The sequence below is a fragment of the Agrobacterium sp. 22094 genome, assembly GCF_052046015.1.
In the GTDB taxonomy this organism is placed as follows: domain Bacteria; phylum Pseudomonadota; class Alphaproteobacteria; order Rhizobiales; family Rhizobiaceae; genus Agrobacterium; species Agrobacterium cavarae.
Map to the genome: position 1 here is coordinate 350231 of NZ_JBQEPX010000002.1, position 25720 is coordinate 375950.

The window sequence follows — 25720 nt, forward strand, 5'->3', positions numbered from 1 at the left end:
AAAAGGCAATGTAATGATTGGAAATTGAAATGCTTTGGAGAAAATGACAATCCATACCTCCTTTGGGTAGAGGAGATGATATTGATCAATGCTTTACGTGAACAATCATAGTGAGACAAAAACCAGCAATTAAACGAAATTTTTTTTCAAATATTTAGCCAAAAAACTCTATTCTCAAGAAATTTTTTGCTCACTTAGTCACATGTGTGACCTCGACACAACATTCATAGTTTTCACTCAGAAAAGTCCCAATTCTGTCATGTTCTGAGGAACTTGGCCGTCGCTCCGGCGAGGATAGGAGCGATCAACGACTCAAATGGCCTCCTCAAGAAACGAACAAAAAAAGCGCCTCCGTTGTGAAGGCGCTCTCATGATCGTTTTGATATCTGATTACCCGGCCTCGTTGACCCGTTGCAAGGCAACTTTCAGGCTCTTGATCTGAAGCTCAAGCTCCGCCTTACGCTCACGGTCCGCTGCAACCACCTCTGGATCAGCATTGGCTACGAACTTCTCATTCGAGAGCTTCTTGTCGATACGCTCCAGTTCGGCCTCCGACTTGCCGATTGCCTTCTCGAGACGGCTCCGTTCGGCAGAGACATCGATGAGATTGCCGAGCGGGATGCACACGGTCGCCTCGCCGACGACGATCTGCGCCGAGCCCTTCGGTGCTGTGTCGGCAGCCAGGATCTCGTCGGCGCGCGCAAGACGGCGGATCGCGGCGGAGTGGCGGTCGAGACGCATTTCGGTCGTCGGGTTGGCCGCAACGACGACCAGAGGTGCGGTGGCACCTGGCGGCACGTTCATTTCCGCGCGCGTCGAGCGAATGCCGGAGACGAGATCGATCAGCCAGTTGATTTCATCGGCAGCCGTCTCATCCGTAAACTCTGGCGCCGGCCAGTCGGCGTGGCAAAGCAGCTGATCGCGGCTCGCACCCTCGCCGGCCGTATGCGCCCACAGTTCTTCCGTCATGAACGGCATGAAGGGATGCAGCAGCTTGTAGATTTCCTCCAGAACATAGGCCGCACAGCCCTGCGCTTCTGCCTTGGCTGCCTCGTCCTCGCCGTTGAAGACAGGCTTCAGGAGTTCGAGATACCAATCGCAGAACTGGTTCCAGACGAAACGGTAAAGCGTGCTGGACGCATCATTGAAGCGGTAGTTCTCGATGGATGCCGTGACTTCCTTTGCCGTGTTGGCAAGTTCGGTCAAGATCCAGCGGTTGATCGTCTGCGTTGCAGCTTCCGGCAGGAAGTGCGGATCACGCTTTACGCCGTTCATTTCGGCAAAACGCGTGGCATTCCACAGCTTGGTGCCGAAGTTACGGTAACCGGCGATACGTGCCGGATCGAGCTTCACGTCACGCCCCTGCGCCGCCATAATGGCCAGCGTAAAGCGCAGCGCGTCGGCACCATATTGGTCGATCAGTTCCAGCGGATCGATGACGTTGCCCTTGGACTTCGACATCTTCTGGCCGTTCTTGTCGCGAACCAGCGCGTGGACATAGACGGTGTTGAACGGCTCAACGGCGTGACCGGCATCGTCCTTCATGAAATGAAGACCCATCATCATCATCCGCGCGACCCAGAAGAAGATGATATCGAAGCCGGTGACGAGAACGTTGGTCGGGTAATAGCGCGCAAGCTCCGGCGTCTTGTCCGGCCAGCCGAGAGTGGAGAACGGCCAAAGCGCAGAGGAGAACCATGTGTCGAGAACGTCTTCGTCACGCGTCAGGATTTCGCCTGGCTTGAAGTTCTCAAGCTTCTCCTGCACCCAGGCCTTCCAAGGGCCTTCATGGGCTAAATAATGCTGAACGGCAGCGTCAAGCGCTTCTTCCTCTGTCTTTTCGACGAAGACCTGGCCATCAGGGCCATACCACGCGGGAATCTGATGGCCCCACCAGAGCTGGCGCGAGATGCACCATGGCTGAATGTTTTCCATCCATTCGAAGTAGGTCTTGTCCCAGTTCTTCGGTACGAAGTTCGTGCGTCCTTCGCGAACCGACTCCATGGCAGGTTCGGCGAGCGTCTTTGCATCGACGAACCACTGGTCAGTCAGCATCGGCTCGATGACGACGTTGGAACGGTCACCGAAGGGCTGCATGATCTTCTTGTTTTCGACGTACGGAACGTCGTTGCCTTCAGCATCCTTCACCGTGACGGCAAGACCATCGGCGTTGATAGCCGCGACAACGCGCTTGCGCGCCTCGTAGCGGTCAAGACCACGATACTCGTCGGGTACGAGGTTGATGGCGTCGACGTCGGCTTCGGACGGCAGCTTGCCGGAGCGGGTGATTTCGCCGGCAAGTTCCGCGCAGCGCGCATAAGGCTCGCCATCATCGCGCATCTGCGCCTGCGTATCCATCAGGCGATAGAGCGGGATATTGTTGCGACGGGCGACTTGATAGTCGTTGAAGTCATGCGCGCCGGTGATCTTGACGGCACCGGAACCGAAGGTCGCATCAGGATACTCGTCGGTGATGATGGGGATCAGGCGGCGGCTTTCCTTCGGGCCGACAGGGATTTCGCACAGCTTGCCAATGATGGGCGCATAGCGTTCATCGGACGGATGAACGGCAACAGCACCGTCCCCCAGCATGGTTTCCGGACGGGTGGTCGCGATCGCGATATAGTCGCGCTCTTCCTGGAAGACGATGTTGCCGTCGGCATCCTTCTCGACATAGGTATAGGTCTCACCACCGGCGAGTGGATATTTGAAATGCCACATATGGCCGTCGGTTTCGCGGTTCTCGACCTCGATGTCGGAAATGGCCGTTTCGAAATGCGGGTCCCAGTTGACCAGACGCTTGCCGCGATAGATCAGGTCCTGCTTGTAAAGCGTGACGAAGACTTCGAGAACGGCCTTCGACAGACCCTCATCCATGGTGAAGCGTTCGCGCGACCAGTCGCAGGACGCACCAAGGCGCTTCAGTTGGTTGAAGATCAAACCGCCGGATTCGGCCTTCCACTCCCAGACCTTATCGATGAAGGCTTCGCGGCCCATGGCGCGACGGCCCGGAAGCTGGTTCTCCATCAGCTTGCGCTCGACGACCATCTGCGTGGCGATGCCCGCATGGTCCATGCCCGGCTGCCACAAAACATCCTTGCCGCGCATACGCTCGAAACGAACCAGGATGTCCTGGAGCGTGTTGTTCAGCGCGTGGCCCATATGCAGAGAGCCGGTGACATTCGGCGGCGGAATGACGATCGTGAAGGTCTCGGCACCCGGCTTGGCATTCGCGCCAGCGCGAAATGCATCGGCCTCATCCCAGGCCTTGGCAATTTTGGGTTCTACGGAAGCGGAATCGTAGGTCTTATCGAGCATTTCCTGGCCTGAAATCTGGAGTTCTATTTTTGGTTTTTAAATAAGGATGGCAGGTTGAGAGTCAACAGCTGCCGACGCGGCATCAGGCGTATGCGTAACCGCTTTATCATTGGAATTCGAATATCTGCCGGAAAACGCCGGGGGCGATCAGAGAAAGAGGGTTGATCTGCAACCGCGGCGTGGCCGTCGGACCCGTCAGTTTGAAGGTGATGCCGAGAAGACCACGGTCACGACCATTGCCCAAAAAGATGCCGATGAACGGCAACTCGCCGAAGAGACGGTTGAGACCATAGGCAGGCATGAAGGTCCCGGTCATATCGATATTGCCGTTCTGGTCCTTCAAAACGCCCTGGAAGGTGGCGCCAATCTGCTCGCCACGGACCACGCCGTTCTCCAATGCCACGACGCCGTTGACAACGACAACGCGAGCAAAGCCGCGCTGGAACTTCTCCGAACTGACATCGATGTTGCGCCGTACCGCCGCATTCAGACTGCGTCCATCCTGACCGGAAGGGGTCGCAACAATATCCTGCAGCTTGGCTTCATTGAGAACGGCGAAGTTACGTAGATCGAGCGAACCGCTCCACGACGTTCCATTGGACGTGGTCATGACCAGATTTAATAGACCACCGCGGATGCGGGTGTAGAGATTGGTGAAGCGCGCAAAGGCGCCGGCATCGCTACTGGTCAGATTGATCGTGCCGCCATCGCCCTGGTTGGTCGTCTGCGCCACCACGGCCTGACCACGACCGGACACGCCCTTGAAATCCACCGAGCGCACCTTGCCATCCCTGACCCCAACGCTGGCGGTAACATTGGATAGCGCCTCGTCATTGAAGCCATAGACCCGGTCGAGATCTGCCTTGATGTTGAGCGAGCCGAGATCGCCGCTTTGGGCCGTACCGGCGGACGCGCCAGAGGGTCCGCTATCGGAATTGCGCAGCTTGGCGATGATGGGCCTGAGATCAGCCGACTTGCCGTTGATATCGACCGTGTAGCTTCTTTTTGCCGCGGAAACGGAGATGGCATAATCATCTTGAGGCGATAATTGAAACCGGGAGAAATTGGCGGAGATCAGACCGCTCTTATCAAAGGCGAGATCGCCAGCGGCGCCAAAGCCATCGCCCTTGAACGCCAGATCATGAATGCTGGTACGACCGGCGACGGTCTCCATGCTGAAGGACGCATTCGCCTTGACGCCCACACCCTTCGTCCAGCCAAGCCCCGGCAGAACCATGGAAGCATTGGAAAGATCAAGTTTCACATCCTGCCGGTCGGGATCGGTGCTGTCGATTTCGAGCAACGTCGTTCCGCCCAGCACGCTGGAGAGTTCCGGTGCTAACTTGGCAATCTGGCCTGGCTCCAGCACCGCGTTCAGCACCAGCTTTCGGCCCGCTGTGCTGGTCTTGCGAATGGGCTGGGTGAAATCGATGTTCATCGCCACATCATCGATCCGCCCCTTGCCGAGAAGATGCAGCGTCTCATTGTTGAGCTTCAGGCTGCCATTGACCGAAGAAACCTTGCGGTTGGAGATTGGCCGCGCCAGCGAAACGTCGTTGAGCGCCAGATCGGCAGTCCATACCGGATCGGGCGGAGACTGGCTTTTCAACAGGCCGACCCGCAGTTTGGCATGGGCGGTCACATTTCCGGAGAAATCGCCGGGCTGAAATTCGGTGTCCCTCAACGCATTGATCGGCTGGAAGGACGCCAGTTCCGCAATACTGTCGGCCGATCCTTTGACATTGAGATCGAGGTCGGCCATCAGCGGCTTGTCGTAAACATCGGCAATCGAGAAGCGGCTGTTTTCAAGTTCGAGACTGCGGTTCGATGGAAAGAAGGAGGTTGCTTTCGACACGGTCACGTCGATCTTTTCGCCCACGAGTTCGAAATGAGCGTAGGCATCGCGAAGCGGCGGAATGTCGCCGGCGACATTCAAGCGGGTGTTCTCGACGTCGAATTTGATCTGCAACTCGCTGGCGGACAGCTCCAGCGGGCAGTTCGGTCCGCACATTCGACCTGCCGGGATGAACACGGCAATAGAGCCGTTGCGCACCGTGCCGCCGAACAGGTTGGCGATGACCCATGGCCGCGCCTTGTGCGCCATCCAGAACGGCCAAAGCTGCTTGACGGCCGTCGCCTCCATTTTCGGGATTTGCCCGCCAAAGCTGATTTCCGGAGACCCTTGTCCAAAATGGACCTTGAGCGAGCCCGCCATGTTGCCGAGCTGGCTTGAAACATAAAGGGACGGCACATTGATCTCTCGTGTCGTGCGGTCGAAAGTGCCGTCCGCCTTCAGATCGAATGTCACGGGCTCCTCGCCCCCTGCATCGGCAACGGCCGTCGCATTGGGCAGATGGACGGAAAGATCGAAACCCTTGTCGTTGTCGAGGATCTTGGCCTGGATGGGCAGCGTCGTGCGGCCAAATTGAAGGTTCGAATTGTCGACCAGAACGGCCTTGCCGTCGAAATCGTAGTGCGCGTTGACCACGCCACCGCTGACAGGCTGTGCTTCCCCGCCGATATAGAGCTCACCGTTTCCAAGCGCGAAAGATAAATCGAGGGCAGGCTTCTCATTCTCGGCACCGCGGGCCGCAGCGATGTTGATGCCGGTCTTGACGTTGAGCCCCTGGTGCATCAGCCCTTCGTTATCGAACTGTTCCAGAAGGGGACCGATATCGAACCCATCGAGCCGAGCGGAGAAATTGTTGATGCGGCCATCGACAGCGGTGGCGGCGAGCGCCAATTCCGCAACCTGGCCGTTGAATGCCACATCGCCATCAAGCGTATAGCCTCCCTCGCCATCGGGAACGAGCGACAACTCGCTGAGATTGATCGTGCGCGGCTTGCCGTCGTCGCGCGGCGGCAAGCGGATCGCGATATCGGAAAGATCGATTTCCTCCGTGCCGCTGCGTTGGAAGGTCTGCGACAGGCGATCGAGATCGCCAAAGGCATTTTCCAAAAGCGCAGGGATTGCATCGATGCGAAGCTGCGCGATATCGAAGGCCTGCCCCTTCGGCAACAGCGCCGTGTCGAGTTCCATTCCGTTGGCTTCCAGCGTGGCAATCGACACACGTCCGGTCAGCAACGCGACAGGATCGAGCGCCATGCCGATGGACCGCGCCCGGCTTAGGTGCTGCCCCGATTCGCTATCGGTAATATCGACATCCTGGGCGACCAGCGAGAGCCGGAGGCCAGAGGAAAAGCGAATTGCCGTGGAACCTATGCGGGCTTGGTAGCGGGGACCAAGTGCGCGCTCCAAAGCCTGCTGCGCCTGGCTTGAGAGAACACTGTCTACTGAACCGGTTTCGACGGACAGAATGATGCCCCCGATGGACAGGAAGGCGAGGATAAAGAGGGCGACAAAGACCTTTGCGAAGGCGCGCAGCATGGAGCGCGGCGCCGGGCAGTGAACGATGATCGGGTCTTCTGCCTGCGCAGACGGTAAATCGTGCAGCGGCACGATGTCTCGCTTGCTGAAACTGACCTTCTCCCCGCGAATTTCCGCCATCCGTCCCCTGCCCGCTCCCGGAAATATCCTGAACCCCAAGCCAGGGCCTCTTCAGTTTGGCGGTTTCACCTTGCCATCCCGCTTGACTCGCCACAAGACTGGACGAAGCTGTTATTCGGTATATATCGAATACCTGCCCCCATGCTCAACAATCCGGGCAAAAGAAAGGTGAACCATGGCAGAACTGACGATTGGCGACGAAGCACCCGATTTCCGTCTTCCCAGAAACGGCGGTGGCGACATTTCTCTTTCCGATTTGAAGGGCAAAACGGTCGTCCTCTATTTTTACCCCAAGGATGACACATCCGGCTGCACGGCAGAGGCAATCGACTTCAGCGCACTGGGCGCACAGTTCGAAGCGGCAAATACCGTCGTCATTGGGATTTCGCCCGATTCGGTGAAAAGCCACGACAAGTTCGCCGCCAAGCATTCGCTCACCGTGATGCTGGCCACCGACGAAGACAAGAGCGCGCTGGAAGCCTATGGCGTCTGGAAGGAAAAAAGCATGTACGGCAAGAAGTACATGGGCGTCGAGCGCACCACCTTCCTCATTTCCCCGGACGGCAAGGTCGCAAAAATCTGGAGCAAGGTGAAGGTCCCAGGCCATGCGCAGGCAGTTCTCGATGAGGCAAAGGCGCTTTGACCGGTCGAGCCTGATCCGGTGACCATGCCATTCACGATGACATCACTCCGCGGCGCGGCAACCGAGGCCATCGCCACAGCCGATCTCGACCGGAAGACGGCATTGGCGCAGGAAGCCGCGACCCGCTGGTTTCAGCGGCGTATCTCCTTGCGGTCCCCGCTCGATCCCAAGCTGCCGGATCGACCGGGACGACCTAAGAAGCCGGAACTTGTTCCACCAACCGCGGTCAAGCGACGGTCGCTTCACAGTGTGAAGGGCCGGATCGCTCTGTTGCATGCCATTGCCCATATCGAACTCAACGCGGTGGATCTCGCACTCGACATCGTTGCCCGCTACGCCAGCGAGCCTGTTCCGCATTCCTTTTTCGATGGCTGGATGCAGGTCGCCTTCGAAGAGGCGAAGCACTTCCGGCTGGTGCGAGATCGCCTGCGGGCGATGGGCGCCGATTACGGCGACCTTCCTGCCCATGACGGGCTTTGGCAGGCCGCGCACCAGACGCGCAACGACCTGACCGCAAGGCTTGCGGTCGTGCCGCTCATTCTTGAAGCACGCGGTCTCGATGTCACACCCTCTCTCCAGGCCAAGATGCGCGAGACTGGCGATCTTGAGAGCGCTGCTGTTCTCGACGTCATTTATAATGACGAAAAGGGTCACGTCGCGATCGGCGCGAAATGGTTCCGCTTCCTGTGCGCGCGGGAAAAGAAGGACCCTGCGGAAACGTTCAAGCAACTCGTCAGGATCAACTTCCGTGGACCATTGAAGCCGCCCTTCAACGATCTCGCCCGCGCCGAGGCGGGTTTGACTCCGTCCTTCTATCGTTCGCTCACCGCCGTCAGCCAAAGCTGAGCGCGTTTGTAAAAGCTTCGTTAACCTTAACAAATTATCTTCCTCAGTGGACGACGAACCGCTGGAGCAGAAATGACGGAAGCGAGGACAAACCTGGCCTTTGGCAAGAAGCGCAAGCAGCACGTCCTCATTCTGGCGAGCGGCGAAAAGGTTCGCCATGTCACGATCAGACCCTTGCTCGTCATCCCCACACTGCTGATTATCCTCGTCATGAGCCTCGGCTTTATCGGCTCGACGGCTTATCTCGTCTTCCGCGACGATATGCTGGGTGCAATGATCGCGCGGCAATCGCGCATGCAAAAGGATTATGAGGACCGCATCGCAGCACTACGCTCGCAGGTGGATCAGATTACTTCGCGTCAGCTCATTGACCAGCAAGCTGTTGAAAAGAAGGTTGAAACGCTTCTTGCCCAGCAGAACGCCCTTTCCTCCCGCCACGGACGCGCCAACGAACTCCTCAATGAGGAAGACACTCGATCGGCACCGGATGAACAGAGTGTCACGCCGTCGGCCAACGCTTTCGCTCCCCAGAAAAAGGCCAGCCTTTCCGGCGGGGCGTCCGCCATCGACCGTGCACTGCGTGGTCCGGAAAAAGGATCGACGCTTAAAGGCAGCTTGACCTACAGCGACACCAGGGACGCCGTATCCGGTCGCGCGCTGACACGCATGCTCGTCTCGCTCAACCGCATCGAATCGGATCAGTTCGGGCGAATCGCTTCGCTGACGATCGGCGCGAAGAGCCGCGCCGACGCCATGGCCGATATTATTCGTAGCACCGGCCTGAAGATCGATGATAAGGCTGACGATGCCGTTGGCGGTCCCTTTGTCGAAGCCTCGACCAACCCGTTTCAGGCCTCGCTCGCGGATCTCGACAGCGCCCTGGATCGCCTGGAAACCGTTCGTGGCACTGCAGAGCGCCTGCCGCTCGGCAATCCGGCACCCGGTCGCGACATTACCAGCCGCTTCGGCAATCGCATGGACCCGTTCCTCGGTCGGCCCGCATTGCATACCGGCATAGACTTCCGCGCCGAAACCGGCGCCGATGTGCGCGCCACCGGTGCCGGAACCGTGTCTTTTGCAGGCTATTCAGGCGGTTACGGCAACATGGTAGAGGTCGATCACGGCAAGGGTGTCACGACGCGCTATGGCCATCTGTCGCAAATCCTCGTTCGTACCGGCGAAAAGATCGAGCTGTCCGATGTTATCGGCAAGGCTGGCAGCACCGGGCGCTCCACGGGACCCCACGTCCACTACGAAGTGCGGTTAAATGACGAGGCGGTTGACCCTATGCGCTTCCTCGTTGCGGGCACCGAATTAAAGACCTATCTGCAGTAAAGACCCGTCACGCATCAGAATTCGACCCGGATTTTCTTCCGTCGGCCAGTTTCATGTGCCATTTCGAGACAAATCCCTGTTTCCTTGACTTTTCGGCGATTTAGGCCTATGTCGCGGACCACGATCTGCGGCACTAACGCTACGACAGTCGTTTGTTCTTCGAACCAGAACGGAAACAGTTTTTCCTTTGACAACATTCTCTGATCTTGGCCTGAGCCAAAAAGTCCTTTCCGCTATTGCCGATGCTGGCTACAGCACGCCAACACCTATCCAGGCGGGCGCTATTCCTCCGGCGCTGGAAAGACGCGACATTTGCGGCATTGCACAGACAGGAACCGGCAAAACGGCCTCCTTCGTGCTGCCGATGCTCACCCTGCTTGAAAAGGGCAGAGCGCGCGCAAGAATGCCGCGGACGCTCATTCTGGAGCCGACGCGCGAACTGGCGGCACAGGTTGCCGAGAACTTCGAAAAGTACGGCAAGAATCACAAGCTGAACGTTGCGCTTCTCATCGGCGGCGTTTCGTTTGAAGAGCAGGATCGCAAGCTGGAGCGCGGAGCGGATGTCCTTATCTGCACCCCCGGCCGTCTGCTTGACCACTGCGAACGCGGCAAGCTTCTGATGACCGGCGTGGAAATCCTCGTCATCGACGAAGCCGACCGCATGCTCGACATGGGCTTCATCCCCGATATCGAGCGCATTGCGAAGATGATTCCCTTCACGCGCCAGACGCTGTTCTTCTCGGCCACCATGCCGCCGGAAATCCAGAAGCTGGCCGATCGCTTCCTGCAAAATCCAGTCCGCATCGAAGTGGCCAAGCCTTCTTCGACGGCAAAGACCGTGACACAGCGCATCGTTGCGACCCACGACAAGGATTACGAAAAGCGCGCCGTGCTTCGCGAACTCATCAAGGTGCAGACCGAGCTCAAGAACGCGATCATTTTCTGCAACCGCAAGAAAGACGTGGCTGATCTTTACCGTTCGCTTGAACGGCACGGTTTCTCCGTCGGTGCCCTGCATGGCGATATGGACCAGAACTCGCGCACGAAGATGCTGGCGGGTTTCAAGGACAACCAGATCACGCTGCTGGTTGCGTCCGACGTTGCCGCCCGTGGCCTCGATATTCCAGATGTGAGCCACGTCTTCAACTTCGACGTCCCGATCCATGCGGAAGACTATGTCCACCGCATCGGCCGTACCGGCCGCGCGGGTCGCTCGGGTGCTGCCTTCACGCTCGTCAATCGCCGTGACACCAAGTATCTCGACGCCATCGAAAAGCTGATCGGCGAAAAGATTGAGTGGCTGAGCGGAGATCTTTCGGAACTTCCGGCACCCATGGAAAGTTTCGCCACCGATCGTCCGCGCCGCGGCAAGGACAAAGACAAGGATCGTGGTCGTGGCCGCGATCGGAACCGCCGCGAAACGCCTCAAGAGGTCGAAGCAGAAATCCCGAATGTGAAACCGGCTGACACCATCCAGGTTGCGGCAAATGGAGGCGACAAAGTGAAGGCAGAGCGCAGGCACGAGAAGGCACCGCGTAATTTCGAGCGGAGCCACGGTGCTTCCCATGCGAATGACGACAATCGTGATCGCCGCCGCCACTACCGCGACCATGATGATGGCCCGACACCCGTAGGCTTCGGCGACGACATCCCGGCCTTCATGCTGATCGTCGCAAACGCCAAAGGCTGATGGCACAGCCAGGCATCGATTTTCCCGGTGTCGGATGCGGTCTCGTCATCAGGCGGGACGGCAAGGTGCTGCTCTATAAACGCGTGAAGTCACCCGAAGCCGGCCACTGGAGCATTGTGGGCGGCAAGGTCGATCACATGGAGCACGCCCTTGAGGCTGCCCGTCGCGAAGCCGAGGAAGAAAGCGGGCTGGCCATTGGGGACGTCCGCTTCCTCTGTATCAGCGAGCAGATCATACCAGCCGACAGGCAACATTGGCTGTCGCTTATCTACGTGACAGACGACGTGACGGGAACGGCGCAATTGACCGAGCCGGACAAGCTCTCCGATATGGGGTGGTTTGATGTCGACGACCTTCCCTCCCCTCTCTCTCTTTTTGCCCGGGATGCGTTTCGCCATCTCGCATCGTGACTGGGTGACGCTTTGCCGGCGTCGGCATTTCGCCAATCACCCGACGAACGAGGATTGTTTGTCATAAAGCGCATTTTTCTTGGTATTGAACCTTTTGCATCCTGCTAAGCCTCGATAACATCGGACAATCGCACAGGATAATGCCGTCCATGAATTCACTCCGCCTGCTTAGTTTTGCCTTCAGTCTCAGCATCGCTGGCGCTGCAAATGCTGCGACCATCGCAGTCGTTGCTCCGCAGAACGGCGCATATGAGATGCTGGGCTTGCAAATCCGGCAGGGTGTAAAGGCGGCAGCCGCGAAGGTTGGCCTTGATGTCATGGAAATTCATGAAAGCTGTGAGGACGGCAGCGGTGGTGCCATCGCCGACGGTCTTGTGGCGTCGAAAGTCTCCGTGGTCGTCGGCTTCCTGTGTACGGAAACTCTCGCGGATGCTCTGCCGACATTGAAGAATGCCGCCATCCCGGCCATCACTCTCTCGAGCCGCTCGCCCATTCTGATGGAAGATGCATTGAAGCGCGGCTGGCCGCTTTTCCGTATGGCACCCTCGGAAAACGATGAAACCTCGGCGGTTGCGGAGATCATGCTGCGCGATTGGAAGGGCTTGCCCTTTGCGCTTCTTGATGACGGGACGATCTATAGCCGTGAACTCGTGGATCGTGTACGTGCGCGATTGGAAGAGGCAGGTTTGAAACCGACCTTCACGGACACGCTACGCCCTTCGCAGGAACAGCAGATTGCCCTTGTGCGTCGCCTGAGCCGCACCGGCGTGACGCATGTCTTCGCGGCGACAGAACGCAACGACCTATCGATCATCGCACGCGACGCTGCCGCAGAGAAAATTCCCCTCGTGCTTATGGGCAGCGATGCGCTGCGGGCGGCAAACGCGCCTGTTCCGCTGCAGCCGGGCACGCTTGCTGTCGCCTTGCCGGATTACGCAGCACTGCCCTCCGCGGCGGAGGCGGTGCAGCAGTTGCGCGCTGCCAGTATCGAACCCGAAGGCTACGTGCTTCCGGCCTATGCCGCCGCCCAACTCTCAGCGCAGGCGCTGGAGAAGGCATCGGAGCAATCGAAACCAACACCTGTCGTGATGGTTGGTACCACCTTCAATACGGTCATCGGCCCCGTCATCTTCAACGAACGCCACGAGTTGCAGGACAATCCCTACCGGCTTCAGCGCTGGACTGGAACCGACTTCGTCGTCGTCGACAAGGCGTTGAATTAGAGCCCTCAAGAAACGTGGTATCGGAAAATCGGTTTCTATCTAATCGATTTGTCCCTTTCGAGGTTCGGATCGACGCTTGTTGACCCATGCGTGCGATGGTAAGGGCCAGCTACGCCTTGCCAATCAGGAACATTTGCAAATGACCCTCCCCGTCCGGATCGCCCCCTCCATTCTTGCCGCCAACTTCGCCAAGCTCGGACAGGAAGTCGCCGATGTCACGGCCGCTGGGGCCGACTGGATTCATCTGGACGTGATGGACGGTCACTTCGTGCCGAACATTTCCTTCGGGCCGGATGTCATTAAGGCACTGCGCCCCCACAGCAAGGCCTTCTTCGATTGCCATCTGATGATCGCCCCCGCTGATCCTTATCTTGAGGCCTTCGCCAAGGCCGGTTGCGACAGCATCACGGTCCATGCCGAAGCCGGCGCGCATTTGCACCGCTCGCTGCAAACCATCCGCGCGCTCGGCAAGAAGGTCGGCGTCACGCTCAATCCGGCAACCCCGCTCTCCGTGCTCGAAAACGTTCTCGACGATGTGGACCTCATCCTCATCATGAGCGTCAATCCGGGCTTTGGCGGCCAGAAGTTCATTCCAGCCATGCTCGACAAGATCCGCGCGGCAAAGTCGCTCATCGGCAATCGCCCGATCGAACTGGAAGTGGATGGTGGCATCACCACCGAGACGGCAGGCAGCGCCATTGCAGCCGGCGCCAACGTGCTGGTTGCCGGTTCTGCCGTCTTCAAGGGCGATGGTGTGGATGACTATACGAAAACCGTCTCCGCTCTCAGAGCATCCGCCGAAAGCGGCAGAGCTTGATCTCCAGGCAGACGTCCGTGTCGCCGGGTTTACCCTGACGCGCCGAATGCGTTGAGATTGCCGAAACACTTTGCTAAACGGGCACCAGATTTCTCAGTTCAAGAAGGCTTTGCCATGATCCCTCGTTATTCCCGGCCGGAAATGGTCGCTATCTGGTCGCCGGAAACCAAGTTCCGGATCTGGTTCGAAATCGAGGCGCATGCCTGCGACGCGCTGGCGGACATCGGCGTGATCCCGAAGGAAGCGGCAAAGACGATTTGGGAAAAGGGTGGTGCGGCCGAGTTCGACGTTGCCCGCATCGACGAAATCGAAGCCGTCACCAAGCATGACGTCATCGCGTTCCTCACCCATCTAGCAGAATTCGTCGGTCCGGATTCCCGCTTCGTCCACCAGGGCATGACCTCATCCGACGTGCTCGACACGACGCTGAACATTCAGCTTGTCCGCGCTGCCGACCTGCTGATCGCCGGCATGGACCGCGTGTTGACCGCGCTGAAGACCCGTGCCTTCGAGCACAAGAACACCGTTCGTATCGGTCGCAGCCACGGCATCCATGCCGAGCCGACGACGATGGGTCTGACATTTGCGCGCTTCTATGCCGAGATGGACCGCAACCGCGCCCGCCTCGTCAACGCCCGCGCCGAAATCGCCACCGGCGCTATCTCCGGCGCTGTCGGCACCTTCGCCAATATTGATCCATCCGTCGAAGAACATGTGTGCAAGGCCCTTGGTCTGTCGCCGGAGCCTGTCTCCACGCAGGTGATCCCGCGCGATCGCCACGCCATGTTCTTTGCCACGCTCGGCGTCATCGCCTCGTCGATCGAGAACGTCGCCATCGAAATTCGCCACATGCAGCGCACCGAAGTCCTGGAAGCGGAGGAGTTCTTCTCGCCCGGCCAGAAGGGTTCGTCCGCCATGCCGCACAAGCGCAACCCGGTTCTGACCGAAAACCTGACGGGTCTGGCCCGTCTGGTGCGGATGTCTGTGGTTCCTGCTTTGGAAAACGTTGCCCTCTGGCACGAGCGCGATATCAGCCACTCGTCCGTCGAGCGCGGCATCGGTCCAGACACCACCATCACGCTCGATTTTGCCCTCAACCGTCTGGCAGGCGTCATCGACAAGCTGGTGATCTACCCGGAAAACATGTTGAAGAACATGAACAAGTTCCGCGGCCTCGTTCACTCGCAGCGCGTGCTCCTGGCTCTGACACAGGCCGGCGTTTCGCGCGAGGACTCCTATCGCCTCGTTCAGCGCAATGCGATGAAGGTCTGGGAAGAAGGCAAGGACTTCCTAGAAGAACTGCTGTCGGATGAGGAAGTGCGCGCGGCCCTTCCGGAAGAGACGATCCGCGAAAAGTTCGATCTTGGCTACCACACGAAGCATGTCGACACGATCTTCAAGCGCGTTTTCGGCGAGGCTTGATCCTTAGTAGCCGGCAAAGGTAGGAATTGCTCACCTCGGCCAATACCGAGGTGAGCGCCACTATATTCTGATACCAAAGAACCCTGGAGCTTTGTGAGCGATCCTTTGCTTTGCACCTTGATAACGCCAGCCAACACACCAAGATAAGCGGCATGAAAGCATCAGAAGCAGATATCCTCATCGTTCCCGGCTACACCAATTCCGGCCCCGACCATTGGCAGACCCGTTGGCAAGAGAAGCTGTCGACAGCGCGCCGCGTCGAGCAGGCGGAATGGTCGAAGCCCGTGCGTGAAGACTGGGTCGCCCGCCTTGTCGAGGAAGTCAACGCCTCGACGAAGCCGGTGGTCCTCGTCGCACATTCGCTAGGGGTGCCGACGGTTATGCATGCCTTGCCGGAGATCGCGCACAGAGTGGCCGGTGCCATGCTTGTCGCGCCGCCTGATGTCGCCAATCCCGAAATCCGGCCGAAGCATCTGATGACGTTCGGGCCTTATCCTCGCGATCCGCTGCCATTCCCGGCCATCACCATCGCCAGCCGTAACGATCCCTTCGGAACGTATGAGCATGCCGATGACATTGCCGCCGCCTGGGGTTCGCTTCTGATCGATGCTGGCATGTCAGGGCATATCAACGCGGAATCGGGCCATGGCCCGTGGCCGGAAGGCACCATGGTCTTTGCTCAGTTCCTGAGCAAGCTCAAGCCCCCGTCGGGCTTTGCGATTACTGAGAATAAAAGCTGAACAAGATCAGCTCTGTTCGCGGCGGCTTTGGCGAATAGAAAGTAAAACGGAAATGCCGCGCAAGTATACCCTGCGCGGCTCCGGCCTTTCGGCACTTATGCTCAAACATCCCGCATCTTAGCTCGCACGGAGAATTGCTGATCTCCATGCACGACGCAAAGGCCCGTCGGATGTTTGAAATATGAAATGAAAGTTCAGGCGGCGCGCTTGCCATCGAATTGCGCGATCCCATTGCGGAGCTCGTCGGCGGCACAGCGCAGAAGGTTGGTCATCTGATCATGGATGACATCATCGGTAACGCCGACGCCGGCGGCGACGAAATCGTCATGCAGCTTGTTGAACATCGCGTCGTCGCCTTCGCGGCCGATGGACGCGGCAACGATCTCGCTGGCATAGGAATTGGCGTCGTCCTTGTGCATCAGGGATGCAGCCCAAAGGCCCATCAACCTGCTACGCATGCCGTGAAGACGGAAGCTCAGTTCTTCTTCGTGAAAATACAAATTCTCGAGCGCTTTACCGCGTTGTCTCAGACCCATGATTATACCCCGTTTTACTGTGTCGTTATTTGCGTCCTCTTGATCGGGACACCACTGTTCTAGAATACAACTATTGAAAAAGCGTAACTTTGAGATGTTGCCTTGGAACAGCCAAAAACAGGGTTGAAGAATTGCAAACAACCGCGTGCCGTCGCATTGTGAAATGGCTTCTTTTCCGCTATGGGACCGCTTCAAGAAACGAAACGACCGCCATCAGCACCGGCGCTAAAACAAGAGATATGTCACTATGAACCGTCGCCGCCGAATCTACGAAGGCAAGGCCAAGATCCTGTATGAAGGTCCGGAACCCGGAACGCTCATCCAGTTCTTCAAGGATGATGCGACTGCTTTCAATAAAAAGAAGCATGAAGTCATCGACGGCAAGGGCGTTCTGAACAACCGCATCTCGGAATACGTCTTCACGCATCTGAACAAGATCGGCATTCCCACCCACTTCATCCGCCGCCTGAACATGCGCGAGCAGTTGATCAAGGAAGTGGAGATGATCCCGCTTGAGGTTGTCGTGCGCAACGTTGCGGCAGGCTCGCTCTCCAAGCGCCTCGGCATCGATGAAGGCGTCGTGCTGCCACGCTCGATCATCGAGTTCTATTACAAGTCGGATGCGCTGGAAGACCCGATGGTCTCCGAGGAGCACATCACTGCTTTCGGCTGGGCCAATCCCGCCGAACTCGACGACATCATGGCGCTTGCCATTCGCGTCAACGATTTCCTCTCTGGTCTTTTCCTCGGCGTCGGCATTCAGCTCGTCGATTTCAAGATCGAATGCGGCCGTCTGTTCGAAGGCGATATGATGCGCATTATCCTTGCGGATGAAATTTCGCCGGATAGCTGCCGCCTGTGGGATATCGAGACGCAGGAAAAGATGGACAAGGACCGCTTTCGCCGCGATATGGGTGGGCTCGTGGAAGCCTATTCGGAAGTCGCGCGCCGTCTCGGCATCATCAATGAAAACGAACCGATCCGCGGCACAGGCCCGGTTCTCGTCAAGTGAAATCAGGAGACCATCAGGTGATCAAGGCACGGGTGACTGTTACGCTGAAGAATGGCGTTCTCGATCCGCAGGGTAAGGCAATCGAGGGCGCGCTGGGCAGCCTCGGTTTTGACGGCGTGGGCCAGGTCCGTCAGGGCAAGGTCTTCGATCTTGAACTGAACACCACCGACCAGGCGAAAGCCGAAGAAAACCTCAAGGCGATGTGCGAGAAGCTTCTCGCCAACACGGTCATCGAAAACTACGCGATCGCCATCCTCTAAGGCAAGTGTGGTGGACGATCGTTCACCCCCATTGCTCTCAACTCTTTGTTTGACGCATTTTCCATGCAGAACCGCAGGCACTCTAGCTGGAAATGCTCTGAATTTCGGAGCCAAGGCCCATGAAATCCGCAGTCGTCCAGCTTCCTGGCCTCAATCGCGACCGTGACATGATCGCGGCCTTGACGAAGATTTCAGGTCAGGCGCCCGTCACCATCTGGCAGACGGAAACCCAGATCCCGGATGTCGATCTGATCGTCATCCCCGGCGGCTTCTCCTATGGCGATTACCTTCGCTGTGGTGCCATCGCCGCCCGCATGCCCGTCATGCAGGCAATCCGCGAAAAGGCGGAGCAGGGCGTCAAGGTTCTGGGTGTGTGCAACGGCTTTCAGATTTTGGTCGAGGCCGGCATGTTGCCCGGCGCCTTGATGCGCAATGCCTCGCTCAAATTCGTCTGCCGTGAAGTCAAGCTCGAGGTCGTCAACAACGACACGGAGTTTACCCGCACCTACGACAAGGGCCAGATCATCCGCTCGCCCGTTGCCCATCACGATGGCAACTACTTCGTCGAAGCCGACGAGTTGAAGGCGATGGAAGACAATGGCCAGGTGGTGTTTCGTTACGCCGAAGGTACCAATCCGAATGGTTCGCTGAACGATATTGCCGGCGTCATCAACGACAAGGGCAATGTTCTTGGCATGATGCCGCATCCGGAAAATCTGATCGAGGCGGCGCATGGTGGCAAAGATGGCCGAGGCATATTTGCCTCAGCGCTTGGCGTGATCGCTGCCTGATATCGGGCACATCAAGCCGGGCGCATCCGCCCGGCTTTATTTTTGCAGCTCATGCTGGATTGAAGAATGAACCATATCCTTTCTGGACGTTCCATTGGCATTGCCGCTCTGGCCCTCGCTGCACTCGCACTTGCCGCATGCCAGCCAAAGCCTGAGCCCCCGAGGGCCGCGTCGCAGGCCGCCCTTCCGGTCATGGAGCGTATCGCGCTCGGCGCCAATGCCTGCTGGTTCAAGTCCGGCGATCCGGCCTTCAAGGCCTATCGCCTGGCACCGGAACTCAACTCCTTCTCCGGTCGCCCCCGTATTCTGCTCGTTCCGCGTAACAGCCCGGAATCACGCCCGATGCTGGTGGTTCAGGCTGAAGGCAATCCGGCCAATCTCCAGGCCTTCGGCCCGGTCATGAATGACGGTCATGCACCGCGCATTTCCGCCGACATCAAGCGCTGGGCGAATGGCGGTAAAGGCTGCTGACAGCCAGCCAAAGAGGCCACGACCGATTGTGGCCTCTTTGAAAGAGCCCCCCAAAGTCCATGGCGGCTCTGCATCGGGCACCGTCAACAAGATCATGATCGTTGCAGGCGCATAGACTTGCTTTTTGCCGTTTCTTGCCGCTATTAGCCAAAGCCATCAGCAATTGAATGAGATGGCAGACCCACCATGTCCCTTCCCGATAAAGCCTTCCCAGTGTCCTGGGATCAGTTTCACCGCGACGCCCGCGCGCTGGCGTGGCGTCTTGCCGGCCTGAACCAGGAGTTCAGGGCCATCGTCTGCATTACCCGCGGCGGTCTCGTTCCGGCAGCGATCATTTCCCGCGAACTCAACATCCGCTTGATCGACACGGTTTGCATTGCCACCCGCCACGATTACCTGAATCAGGGTGATACCGTTCTGCTGAAGGGCATCTCTCCTGAACTGTTGGAAAAGTCCGGTGAGGGCATTCTCGTCGTCGACGATCTGACCGATACCGGCAAAACAGCACTCGAGGTGCGCGAGATGTTGCCAAAGGCGCATTTTGCCTGCGTCTATGCCAAGCCAACCGGCGTTCCCACCATCGACACCTTCGTCACCGAAGTGAGCCAGGACACCTGGATCTATTTCCCGTGGGACATGGGCTTCACCTATCAGGAGCCGATTGCCAAGGGCGCGCCCGGCTGATCGCCACGCAAAATTCACGTCGCGCGAAATCCTGATGGGTTTTGCGCGACGCGGTCCGATCCTGTTTCCCAAATGATCGCCTTACTGGCCTGACACCTTTGGCTTATTCCCCAGGCTCCAGCAGCACCGGTCCAGGGCCTTTGTCCCCCAATATATCGGCCGGATTGCGCAGCGGACATTCATCCGTCGAAAGACAACCACAGCCAATGCAACCGGTGAGCTGATTGCGCAGCCGCATAAGCCGCGCGATGCGGTCATCCAGTTGCGCTTGCCAATGGGTCGCAAGCCTCTGCCAGTCCTTTCCCGTTGGCGTGCGGCCATCCGGCAGGGTGTTCAGAGCCTGCTGTATTTCCTTCAGCGGAATGCCTGCCCTCTGCGCCACCTTGATGATGGCGATGCGCCTCAGCACCTCGCGCCCATAGCGGCGGTGGTTTGAGCTGTTGCGCCAGCCCTTGATCAGCCCTTCAGCCTCGTAAAAGTGGAGCGTCGAGACCGCCACGCCAGCGCGCTCGGCAACATCGCCGACCGAGAGGTCGCGTATCAGAGGAATCTGCTGAAGTTTTTTCGTCATGCCTGTTGACCTCAACTTTACTTGAGGAATTACCACGTGGAGGTCAACGCTGAAAGGGGATATCCATCCATGACAGACAAACCGCTCTCGCTCCGCATTATTCTGGGCAGCGCCCGTGCCAAAGGCCACATGCGAATTGATCTGCAAAATATCGAGATCAATCACATGCAGCAGTAATCGGGACTGATCACGTATTCCATGCTCGGATGACTGGCTCTTCCATATTGTGTTCGTAGCCCAATACGCAGAGAGCTGCGGTATCGAGGACGAAGCTTCTCCCGTGTTCAGGCGGAAGCCCGAGCCACCTGGCTGCCAGCACGCGCAGGAAATGTGAACTTGAGAAGATCAAGATGGTCGTGCCGCTGGCCCTGATATCATGGATGATGCGATCTGCTCGCACGCCCACCTGCTCAATGCTTTCACCACCGGGAGCGCCGTCACGGAAAAGCTGCCAGCCGGGCGCCGTCTGATGGATGTCCTTTGTGGTGACGCCTTCATATTGTCCGTAGTCCCACTCGTTGAGGTCCGACTTGACAGACATTGCGGACGCAAATCCCGCAAGCTCGCATGTTCTGCGCGCTCGCAAAGACGGGCTCGACCACACCACATCAGTGGTTATCCCTTTCAGTCGCCCGGCGAGCAATCTTGCAGCATTTTCGCCGTTGGGCGTCAGATCGATATCCGACCTTCCGGTGTGACGACCGGACACCGACCAGGCAGTCTCGCCGTGTCGAACCAGAAAAATCTGTGGCAGCGATGTTTGCACCGCGTATCCCTTCCATGAGTGTTGGTCCGAGGTTAGATAAGCTCGCTCATCGTTTCAAGATTGTGGTGTTCTGTTCCGTTTCTGGTGTGAGCGCCGGAGCTGAAACCCTTTCAGGTACCGCTATATCTTGTAGCGCACCGCTTCCGCATGCCCCACGCATCGCAAACATTGTGGATAGGCCGGCACTTGTTGCTTGTACGCAACAACGACGCGTTCCCAGAATGCTGCCATATTGCCCTCTCCGCAACAGCAGGCAAGCTTCACGCAAGGTAAGCGGCGAGCCATAACGCGCCGCAAGTGCCTGATATTTATGGAAGGTTTTTCTTTCCCCGTTTTCCACACCCTATCCACACCACATCTTGTGGTAAATGAACACTTACAAACTAGGCCTTGACGGAATCAGCACGTTTTCTAAAAGTAGATCCATGTTGCGGCGGCAACGGAATCGGCAGGTTCATCTGCGGTTCTCTCCTGTATCAGTTCACGCGATGTCTTGCGTTCCAACCACGAGGGGTGAGGAACGCTGGGGCGTCTCCATGTTCGGGAGCTGCCAAAACGTGAGGCGGGGTCTGGCGACAAGAAACTGTTAATACTATATATAGTATGCTTGCAGCCATCATAACCACGACATAAGGGAACGACATCCAAGGATGATCGTTTCCATTCATCGGCAGACAACTGGTGGCGCATGGCCCATGCGACGCCGGAACGATATTTTGCGCCCGATCAGGCGCCAACGGACAAGGACACCAACGATGCGCATCGAACGCCGCTTTACGAAGCCCGGCCAGTCGCCCTACGCGGAAATCGAATTCCGCAAGGCAATCAGCGAAATCAAGAATCCGGATGGTTCCGTCGTGTTCCGCCTCGCGGATATTGATGTGCCGGCGCAGTTCAGCCAGGTGGCGACCGACGTTCTGGCGCAGAAGTATTTCCGCAAGGCCGGCGTTCCCAAGGTTCTGAAGAAGGTCGAAGAGAATGACGTCCCGTCCTTCCTGTGGCGCTCCGTTGCCGATACGGCTGCCATGAAGGATCTGCCTGAGGCTGAGCGTTATGGCTCGGAAATCGACGCGCGTCAGGTTTTCGATCGCCTCGCCGGCACCTGGGCCTATTGGGGCTGGAAGGGCAAGTATTTCTCGTCCGAAGAAGATGCTCTCGCCTTCCGCGATGAGCTTGCCTACATGCTCGCCACCCAACGCGTCGCGCCGAACTCGCCGCAGTGGTTCAACACTGGCCTGCACTGGGCCTATGGCATCGACGGTCCGGGCCAGGGCCATTTCTATGTCGACCCCTTCACCGGCAAGCTGACCAAGTCCAAGTCCGCTTACGAGCATCCGCAGCCGCATGCCTGCTTCATCCAGTCCGTTGAAGACGACCTCGTCAACGAAGGCGGCATCATGGACCTTTGGGTTCGTGAGGCGCGTCTGTTCAAATACGGCTCCGGCACCGGTTCCAACTTCTCCTATCTGCGTGGCGAAGGCGAAAAGCTTTCCGGCGGCGGCAAGTCCTCCGGCCTGATGAGCTTCCTCAAGATCGGTGACCGTGCAGCCGGCGCGATCAAGTCCGGCGGCACCACCCGTCGTGCGGCCAAGATGGTCGTCGTCGATGCCGATCACCCCGATATCGAAGCTTATATCGACTGGAAGGTGAACGAAGAGCAGAAGGTTGCCGCCCTCGTCACTGGCTCCAAGATCGTCGCCAAGCATCTCAAGGCGATCATGAAGGCCTGCCTCAACTGCGAAGGCGATAACGGCGATTGCTTCGATCCTTCCAAGAACCCTGCCCTGAAGCGCGAAATCCGCGCTGCCAAGAAGGATCAGGTTCCAGAAAACTACATCAAGCGCGTCATCCAGTTCGCCCAGCAGGGCTACAAGGATATCGAATTCAAGACCTATGATACGGACTGGGATTCGGAAGCCTACCTCACGGTCTCCGGCCAGAACTCCAACAACTCCGTGTCGTTGAAGGACGACTTCCTGCGCGCTGTCGAAAGCGACGGCGACTGGAACCTGACCGCTCGCCGCGACGGCAGAGTGATGAAGACGCTGAAGGCACGCGACCTGTGGGAAAAGATCTCGCATGCCGCCTGGGCCTCTGCCGATCCGGGTCTGCACTTCAACACCACCATGAACGACTGGCACACCTCGCCAGCCGCAGGTTCCATCCGCGCGTCCAACCCATGCTCGGAATACATGTTCCTGGACGATACGGCCTGCAACCTTGCTTCGCTGAACCTCCTCCAGTTCAAGGACGCGGCGACCAAGAAGATCAACATTGCCGATTACGAACATGCGGTGCGCCTGTGGACCGTCGTTCTCGAAGTCTCGGTGATGATGGCGCAGTTCCCATCGCGCCAGATTGCGGAACGCTCCTACGAGTACCGCACGCTCGGCCTCGGCTACGCCAATATCGGCGGCCTGCTGATGTCGTCGGGCATTCCTTATGACAGCGATGAAGGTCGTGCGATTGCAGGTGCCTTGACCGCGATCATGACCGGTGTGTCCTACGCCACGTCTGCTGAAATGGCAGGCGAGCTTGGTCCCTTCCCGGGCTTTGCGCCGAACCGCGACAACATGCTGCGCGTCATCCGCAACCACCGCCGTGCGGCCCAGGGCCTTGCCTATGGTTACGAAGGCCTGTCGGTAAACCCGGTTCCGCTCATCCATGCCGATTGCACCGATCAGGACCTGATCAAGCACGCCGTTGCGGCCTGGGACAAGGCGCTGGAACTTGGCGAGCAGAACGGTTACCGCAACGCCCAGACCACCGTTATCGCGCCGACCGGCACGATCGGCCTCGTCATGGATTGCGACACCACCGGTATCGAACCTGACTTCGCGCTGGTGAAGTTCAAGAAGCTTGCCGGCGGCGGCTATTTCAAGATCATCAACCGTGCGGTTCCGGAATCGCTGCGTTCGCTCGGCTACTCCGAAAGCCAGATCGCCGAGATCGAAGCTTACGCTGTCGGCCACGGCAACCTTAACCAGGCGCCTGGCATCAACCCCGGCTCGCTGAAGGCCAAGGGCTTCACCGATGAGAAGATCGACGCCGTCAATGGCGCGCTGAAAAGCGCCTTCGACATCAAGTTCGTCTTCAACCAGTGGACGCTCGGCGCGGACTTCCTGAAGGACACGCTGAAGGTTTCCGACGAGCAGCTTTCCGACATCAGCTTCAACCTGCTGGAGCACCTCGGCTTCTCGAAGAAGGACATTGAAGCGGCAAATGTTCACGTCTGCGGTGCGATGACACTGGAAGGCGCGCCGTTCCTCAAGGACGAGCATCTGTCCGTCTTCGATTGCGCCAACCCCTGCGGCAAGATCGGCAAGCGTTATCTCTCGGTCGAATCCCACATCCGCATGATGGCGGCGGCACAGCCCTTCATCTCAGGCGCGATCTCCAAGACGATCAACATGCCGAACGATGCGACGGTGGAAGATTGCGGTGCAGCCTACATGCTGTCCTGGAAGCTGGCACTGAAGGCAAACGCCCTTTACCGCGATGGCTCCAAGCTGTCCCAGCCGCTCAATGCTTCGCTGGTGGAAGATGAGGACGACGAGGACGCCATGGAAGAGCTGCTGGCTCAGCCACAGGCAGCCCAGGCCGTCACCATCACCGAAAAGATCGTCGAGCGCATCATCGAGCGTGTCGTCCGCAGCCAGGAAAAGCTGCCGACCCGCCGTAAGGGCTATACCCAGAAGGCCAAGATCGGTGGTCACACCATCTTCCTTCGCACCGGCGAATATGACGATGGCCGTCTTGGCGAAATCTTCCTTGATATGAACAAGGAAGGCTCCGCGCTGCGCGCCTTCATCAACAACTTCGCGATTTCCGTGTCGCTCGGCCTGCAATATGGCGTGCCGCTGGAAGAATATGTCGACGCCTTCACCTTCACCAAGTTCGAACCTGCCGGCATGGTCACGGGCAATGACGCGATCAAGAACGCCACGTCGATCCTCGACTACGTGTTCCGCGAACTCGCCATCTCCTATCTCGGTCGCCACGATCTGGCGCATGTCGATACGTCGGACTTCTCCAACACCGCACTTGGTCGCGGCGTATCCGAAGGCAAGGCAGATGTCGTCTCCAAGGGCCTGACCCGCGGCTACAAGCCAACGCTCGTTTCCAACAATGGAAGCGAACGCGGCTCGGCAGAAATCAAGGGTTCGGCAACCGCAGCCCCTGCCCGCGCCTCGGCCAATGTTACGGCGATTTCCGGCAACGCAGCCCGCAAGCTGGAGGCAACAGTTTCAGTCGCCACATCGGAAGTCGTCGCCTTCAAGCGTGACTATGAGGAACGCGCCCGCGAACTGGCCGAAGAGATTGCAGAAGAAGTGGTCGAAACCGAACAGAGCGCCACCGGCCTCTTCTCGGACAAGGCCGCAGCGGACGCAGCCTCTGCCAAGGCCGACGCCAAGAAGGTGGAAAACGAACGCCGCATGCGCTCGATTGCCCAGGGCTACACGGGCAACATGTGCTCCGAGTGCCAGAACTTCACCATGGTTCGGAACGGGACTTGCGAGAAGTGCGATACTTGTGGCGCGACGAGCGGTTGCAGCTAAATAGGGCTTAGAAAATGACTAACCCCTTGTTATGAAGACGAAAAGCCCGAGGAAAACATCCTTGGGCTTTTTTGTTCTTGGAGGGAACGGGCCATAAAATTTGGAGGAAGCCAAAAAC

Annotated in this window: 20 protein-coding genes; 15 read left to right on the forward strand and 5 right to left on the reverse strand. The window is 58.2% G+C overall.

Annotation, left to right across the window (positions count from 1 at the left end):
* Window positions 1-390: 390 nt before the first annotated feature.
* Window positions 391-3318, reverse strand: a complete 2928-nt coding sequence (locus tag ACTJK5_RS14085; protein ID WP_440612730.1) for a valine--tRNA ligase — start codon at window positions 3316-3318, stop codon at window positions 391-393.
* Between the two features lie 106 nt (window positions 3319-3424).
* Window positions 3425-6826, reverse strand: coding sequence for a YhdP family protein (locus ACTJK5_RS14090; RefSeq protein ID WP_440612731.1), 3402 nt, complete (start codon window positions 6824-6826; stop codon window positions 3425-3427).
* A 175-nt stretch (window positions 6827-7001) separates the two neighbouring features.
* On the opposite strand from ACTJK5_RS14090, the gene bcp reads away from it, so the two are divergent.
* The 9 genes from bcp (at window position 7002) to ACTJK5_RS14135 (ending at window position 15952) form a co-directional block, all read left to right on the forward strand.
* On the forward strand, window positions 7002-7469 hold the full coding sequence (gene bcp / locus ACTJK5_RS14095) for a thioredoxin-dependent thiol peroxidase (protein WP_440612732.1): 468 nt from the start codon (window positions 7002-7004) through the stop codon (window positions 7467-7469).
* A gap of 24 nt (window positions 7470-7493) precedes the next feature.
* Window positions 7494-8315, forward strand: coding sequence for a ferritin-like domain-containing protein (locus ACTJK5_RS14100; protein WP_440612810.1), 822 nt, complete (start codon window positions 7494-7496; stop codon window positions 8313-8315).
* Window positions 8316-8387: 72 nt separating this feature from the next.
* Complete coding sequence (locus ACTJK5_RS14105; RefSeq protein ID WP_440612733.1) at window positions 8388-9650, forward strand: peptidoglycan DD-metalloendopeptidase family protein; 1263 nt, start codon at window positions 8388-8390, stop codon at window positions 9648-9650.
* Between the two features lie 187 nt (window positions 9651-9837).
* Complete coding sequence (locus ACTJK5_RS14110) at window positions 9838-11340, forward strand: DEAD/DEAH box helicase (RefSeq protein WP_062424246.1); 1503 nt, start codon at window positions 9838-9840, stop codon at window positions 11338-11340.
* On the forward strand, window positions 11340-11750 hold the full coding sequence (locus ACTJK5_RS14115) for an NUDIX domain-containing protein (RefSeq protein WP_440612734.1): 411 nt from the start codon (window positions 11340-11342) through the stop codon (window positions 11748-11750). The genes ACTJK5_RS14110 and ACTJK5_RS14115 overlap by 1 nt, the downstream gene beginning before the upstream one ends.
* 149 nt (window positions 11751-11899) lie before the next feature.
* Window positions 11900-12973: an ABC transporter substrate-binding protein gene (locus ACTJK5_RS14120; RefSeq protein ID WP_082479279.1), complete on the forward strand. Its 1074-nt coding sequence runs from the start codon at window positions 11900-11902 to the stop codon at window positions 12971-12973.
* Window positions 12974-13112: 139 nt separating this feature from the next.
* Complete coding sequence (gene rpe, locus ACTJK5_RS14125) at window positions 13113-13790, forward strand: ribulose-phosphate 3-epimerase (protein WP_062424243.1); 678 nt, start codon at window positions 13113-13115, stop codon at window positions 13788-13790.
* 114 nt (window positions 13791-13904) lie between these two features.
* Window positions 13905-15212, forward strand: coding sequence for an adenylosuccinate lyase (gene purB, locus ACTJK5_RS14130; protein ID WP_440612735.1), 1308 nt, complete (start codon window positions 13905-13907; stop codon window positions 15210-15212).
* Between the two features lie 152 nt (window positions 15213-15364).
* Window positions 15365-15952: an RBBP9/YdeN family alpha/beta hydrolase gene (locus ACTJK5_RS14135; RefSeq protein ID WP_111847115.1), complete on the forward strand. Its 588-nt coding sequence runs from the start codon at window positions 15365-15367 to the stop codon at window positions 15950-15952.
* 194 nt (window positions 15953-16146) lie between these two features.
* Here the strand turns inward: ACTJK5_RS14135 and ACTJK5_RS14140 are convergent, their stop codons facing one another.
* Complete coding sequence (locus tag ACTJK5_RS14140; protein WP_111847114.1) at window positions 16147-16488, reverse strand: ATPase inhibitor subunit zeta; 342 nt, start codon at window positions 16486-16488, stop codon at window positions 16147-16149.
* A gap of 247 nt (window positions 16489-16735) precedes the next feature.
* Here ACTJK5_RS14140 and purC point away from each other — a divergent pair, with 247 nt between their 5' ends.
* From purC to gpt, 5 genes are all read left to right on the forward strand, one after another.
* Window positions 16736-17500 carry a phosphoribosylaminoimidazolesuccinocarboxamide synthase gene (purC, locus tag ACTJK5_RS14145; protein ID WP_027673419.1) on the forward strand — a complete coding sequence of 255 codons (765 nt, stop codon included), beginning with the start codon at window positions 16736-16738 and terminating at the stop codon, window positions 17498-17500.
* A gap of 17 nt (window positions 17501-17517) precedes the next feature.
* The gene (purS, locus tag ACTJK5_RS14150; protein WP_062424239.1) at window positions 17518-17760 is read left to right on the forward strand and encodes a phosphoribosylformylglycinamidine synthase subunit PurS; all 243 of its coding nucleotides are present in this window, start codon (window positions 17518-17520) and stop codon (window positions 17758-17760) included.
* A gap of 119 nt (window positions 17761-17879) precedes the next feature.
* Window positions 17880-18551: a phosphoribosylformylglycinamidine synthase subunit PurQ gene (purQ, locus tag ACTJK5_RS14155; protein WP_062424238.1), complete on the forward strand. Its 672-nt coding sequence runs from the start codon at window positions 17880-17882 to the stop codon at window positions 18549-18551.
* A gap of 66 nt (window positions 18552-18617) precedes the next feature.
* Window positions 18618-19022 carry a hypothetical protein gene (locus ACTJK5_RS14160; protein ID WP_062424237.1) on the forward strand — a complete coding sequence of 135 codons (405 nt, stop codon included), beginning with the start codon at window positions 18618-18620 and terminating at the stop codon, window positions 19020-19022.
* Window positions 19023-19208: 186 nt separating this feature from the next.
* Window positions 19209-19706: a xanthine phosphoribosyltransferase gene (gpt, locus tag ACTJK5_RS14165; RefSeq protein ID WP_062424236.1), complete on the forward strand. Its 498-nt coding sequence runs from the start codon at window positions 19209-19211 to the stop codon at window positions 19704-19706.
* A 103-nt stretch (window positions 19707-19809) separates the two neighbouring features.
* Here the strand turns inward: gpt and soxR are convergent, their stop codons facing one another.
* Together soxR and ACTJK5_RS14175 are read right to left on the reverse strand one after the other, a co-directional pair.
* Window positions 19810-20277 carry a redox-sensitive transcriptional activator SoxR gene (gene soxR / locus ACTJK5_RS14170; RefSeq protein ID WP_440612736.1) on the reverse strand — a complete coding sequence of 156 codons (468 nt, stop codon included), beginning with the start codon at window positions 20275-20277 and terminating at the stop codon, window positions 19810-19812.
* A 187-nt stretch (window positions 20278-20464) separates the two neighbouring features.
* On the reverse strand, window positions 20465-21043 hold the full coding sequence (locus ACTJK5_RS14175) for a histidine phosphatase family protein (protein ID WP_440612737.1): 579 nt from the start codon (window positions 21041-21043) through the stop codon (window positions 20465-20467).
* A 755-nt stretch (window positions 21044-21798) separates the two neighbouring features.
* Between ACTJK5_RS14175 and ACTJK5_RS14180 the strand changes: the two genes are divergently transcribed.
* Entirely contained in the window at window positions 21799-25602 is a 3804-nt protein-coding gene (locus ACTJK5_RS14180; protein WP_062441610.1) for a vitamin B12-dependent ribonucleotide reductase, read from the forward strand.
* The last annotated feature ends 118 nt before the right edge of the window (window positions 25603-25720 follow it).

Excerpts from the sequence above, each read along its gene's own strand:
- ACTJK5_RS14085 (WP_440612730.1), bottom strand. The coding sequence starts at position 3,318 with ATGCTCGATAAGACCTACGATTCCGCTTCCGTAGAACCCAAAATTGCC.
- ACTJK5_RS14090 (WP_440612731.1), bottom strand. The coding sequence starts at position 6,826 with ATGGCGGAAATTCGCGGGGAGAAGGTCAGTTTCAGCAAGCGAGACATC.
- bcp (WP_440612732.1), top strand. The coding sequence starts at position 7,002 with ATGGCAGAACTGACGATTGGCGACGAAGCACCCGATTTCCGTCTTCCC.
- ACTJK5_RS14100 (WP_440612810.1), top strand. The coding sequence starts at position 7,494 with ATGCCATTCACGATGACATCACTCCGCGGCGCGGCAACCGAGGCCATC.
- ACTJK5_RS14105 (WP_440612733.1), top strand. The coding sequence starts at position 8,388 with ATGACGGAAGCGAGGACAAACCTGGCCTTTGGCAAGAAGCGCAAGCAG.
- ACTJK5_RS14115 (WP_440612734.1), top strand. The coding sequence starts at position 11,340 with ATGGCACAGCCAGGCATCGATTTTCCCGGTGTCGGATGCGGTCTCGTC.
- ACTJK5_RS14120 (WP_082479279.1), top strand. The coding sequence starts at position 11,900 with ATGAATTCACTCCGCCTGCTTAGTTTTGCCTTCAGTCTCAGCATCGCT.
- rpe (WP_062424243.1), top strand. The coding sequence starts at position 13,113 with ATGACCCTCCCCGTCCGGATCGCCCCCTCCATTCTTGCCGCCAACTTC.
- purB (WP_440612735.1), top strand. The coding sequence starts at position 13,905 with ATGATCCCTCGTTATTCCCGGCCGGAAATGGTCGCTATCTGGTCGCCG.
- ACTJK5_RS14135 (WP_111847115.1), top strand. The coding sequence starts at position 15,365 with ATGAAAGCATCAGAAGCAGATATCCTCATCGTTCCCGGCTACACCAAT.
- ACTJK5_RS14140 (WP_111847114.1), bottom strand. The coding sequence starts at position 16,488 with ATGGGTCTGAGACAACGCGGTAAAGCGCTCGAGAATTTGTATTTTCAC.
- purC (WP_027673419.1), top strand. The coding sequence starts at position 16,736 with ATGAACCGTCGCCGCCGAATCTACGAAGGCAAGGCCAAGATCCTGTAT.
- purQ (WP_062424238.1), top strand. The coding sequence starts at position 17,880 with ATGAAATCCGCAGTCGTCCAGCTTCCTGGCCTCAATCGCGACCGTGAC.
- ACTJK5_RS14160 (WP_062424237.1), top strand. The coding sequence starts at position 18,618 with ATGAACCATATCCTTTCTGGACGTTCCATTGGCATTGCCGCTCTGGCC.
- gpt (WP_062424236.1), top strand. The coding sequence starts at position 19,209 with ATGTCCCTTCCCGATAAAGCCTTCCCAGTGTCCTGGGATCAGTTTCAC.
- soxR (WP_440612736.1), bottom strand. The coding sequence starts at position 20,277 with ATGACGAAAAAACTTCAGCAGATTCCTCTGATACGCGACCTCTCGGTC.
- ACTJK5_RS14180 (WP_062441610.1), top strand. The coding sequence starts at position 21,799 with ATGCGCATCGAACGCCGCTTTACGAAGCCCGGCCAGTCGCCCTACGCG.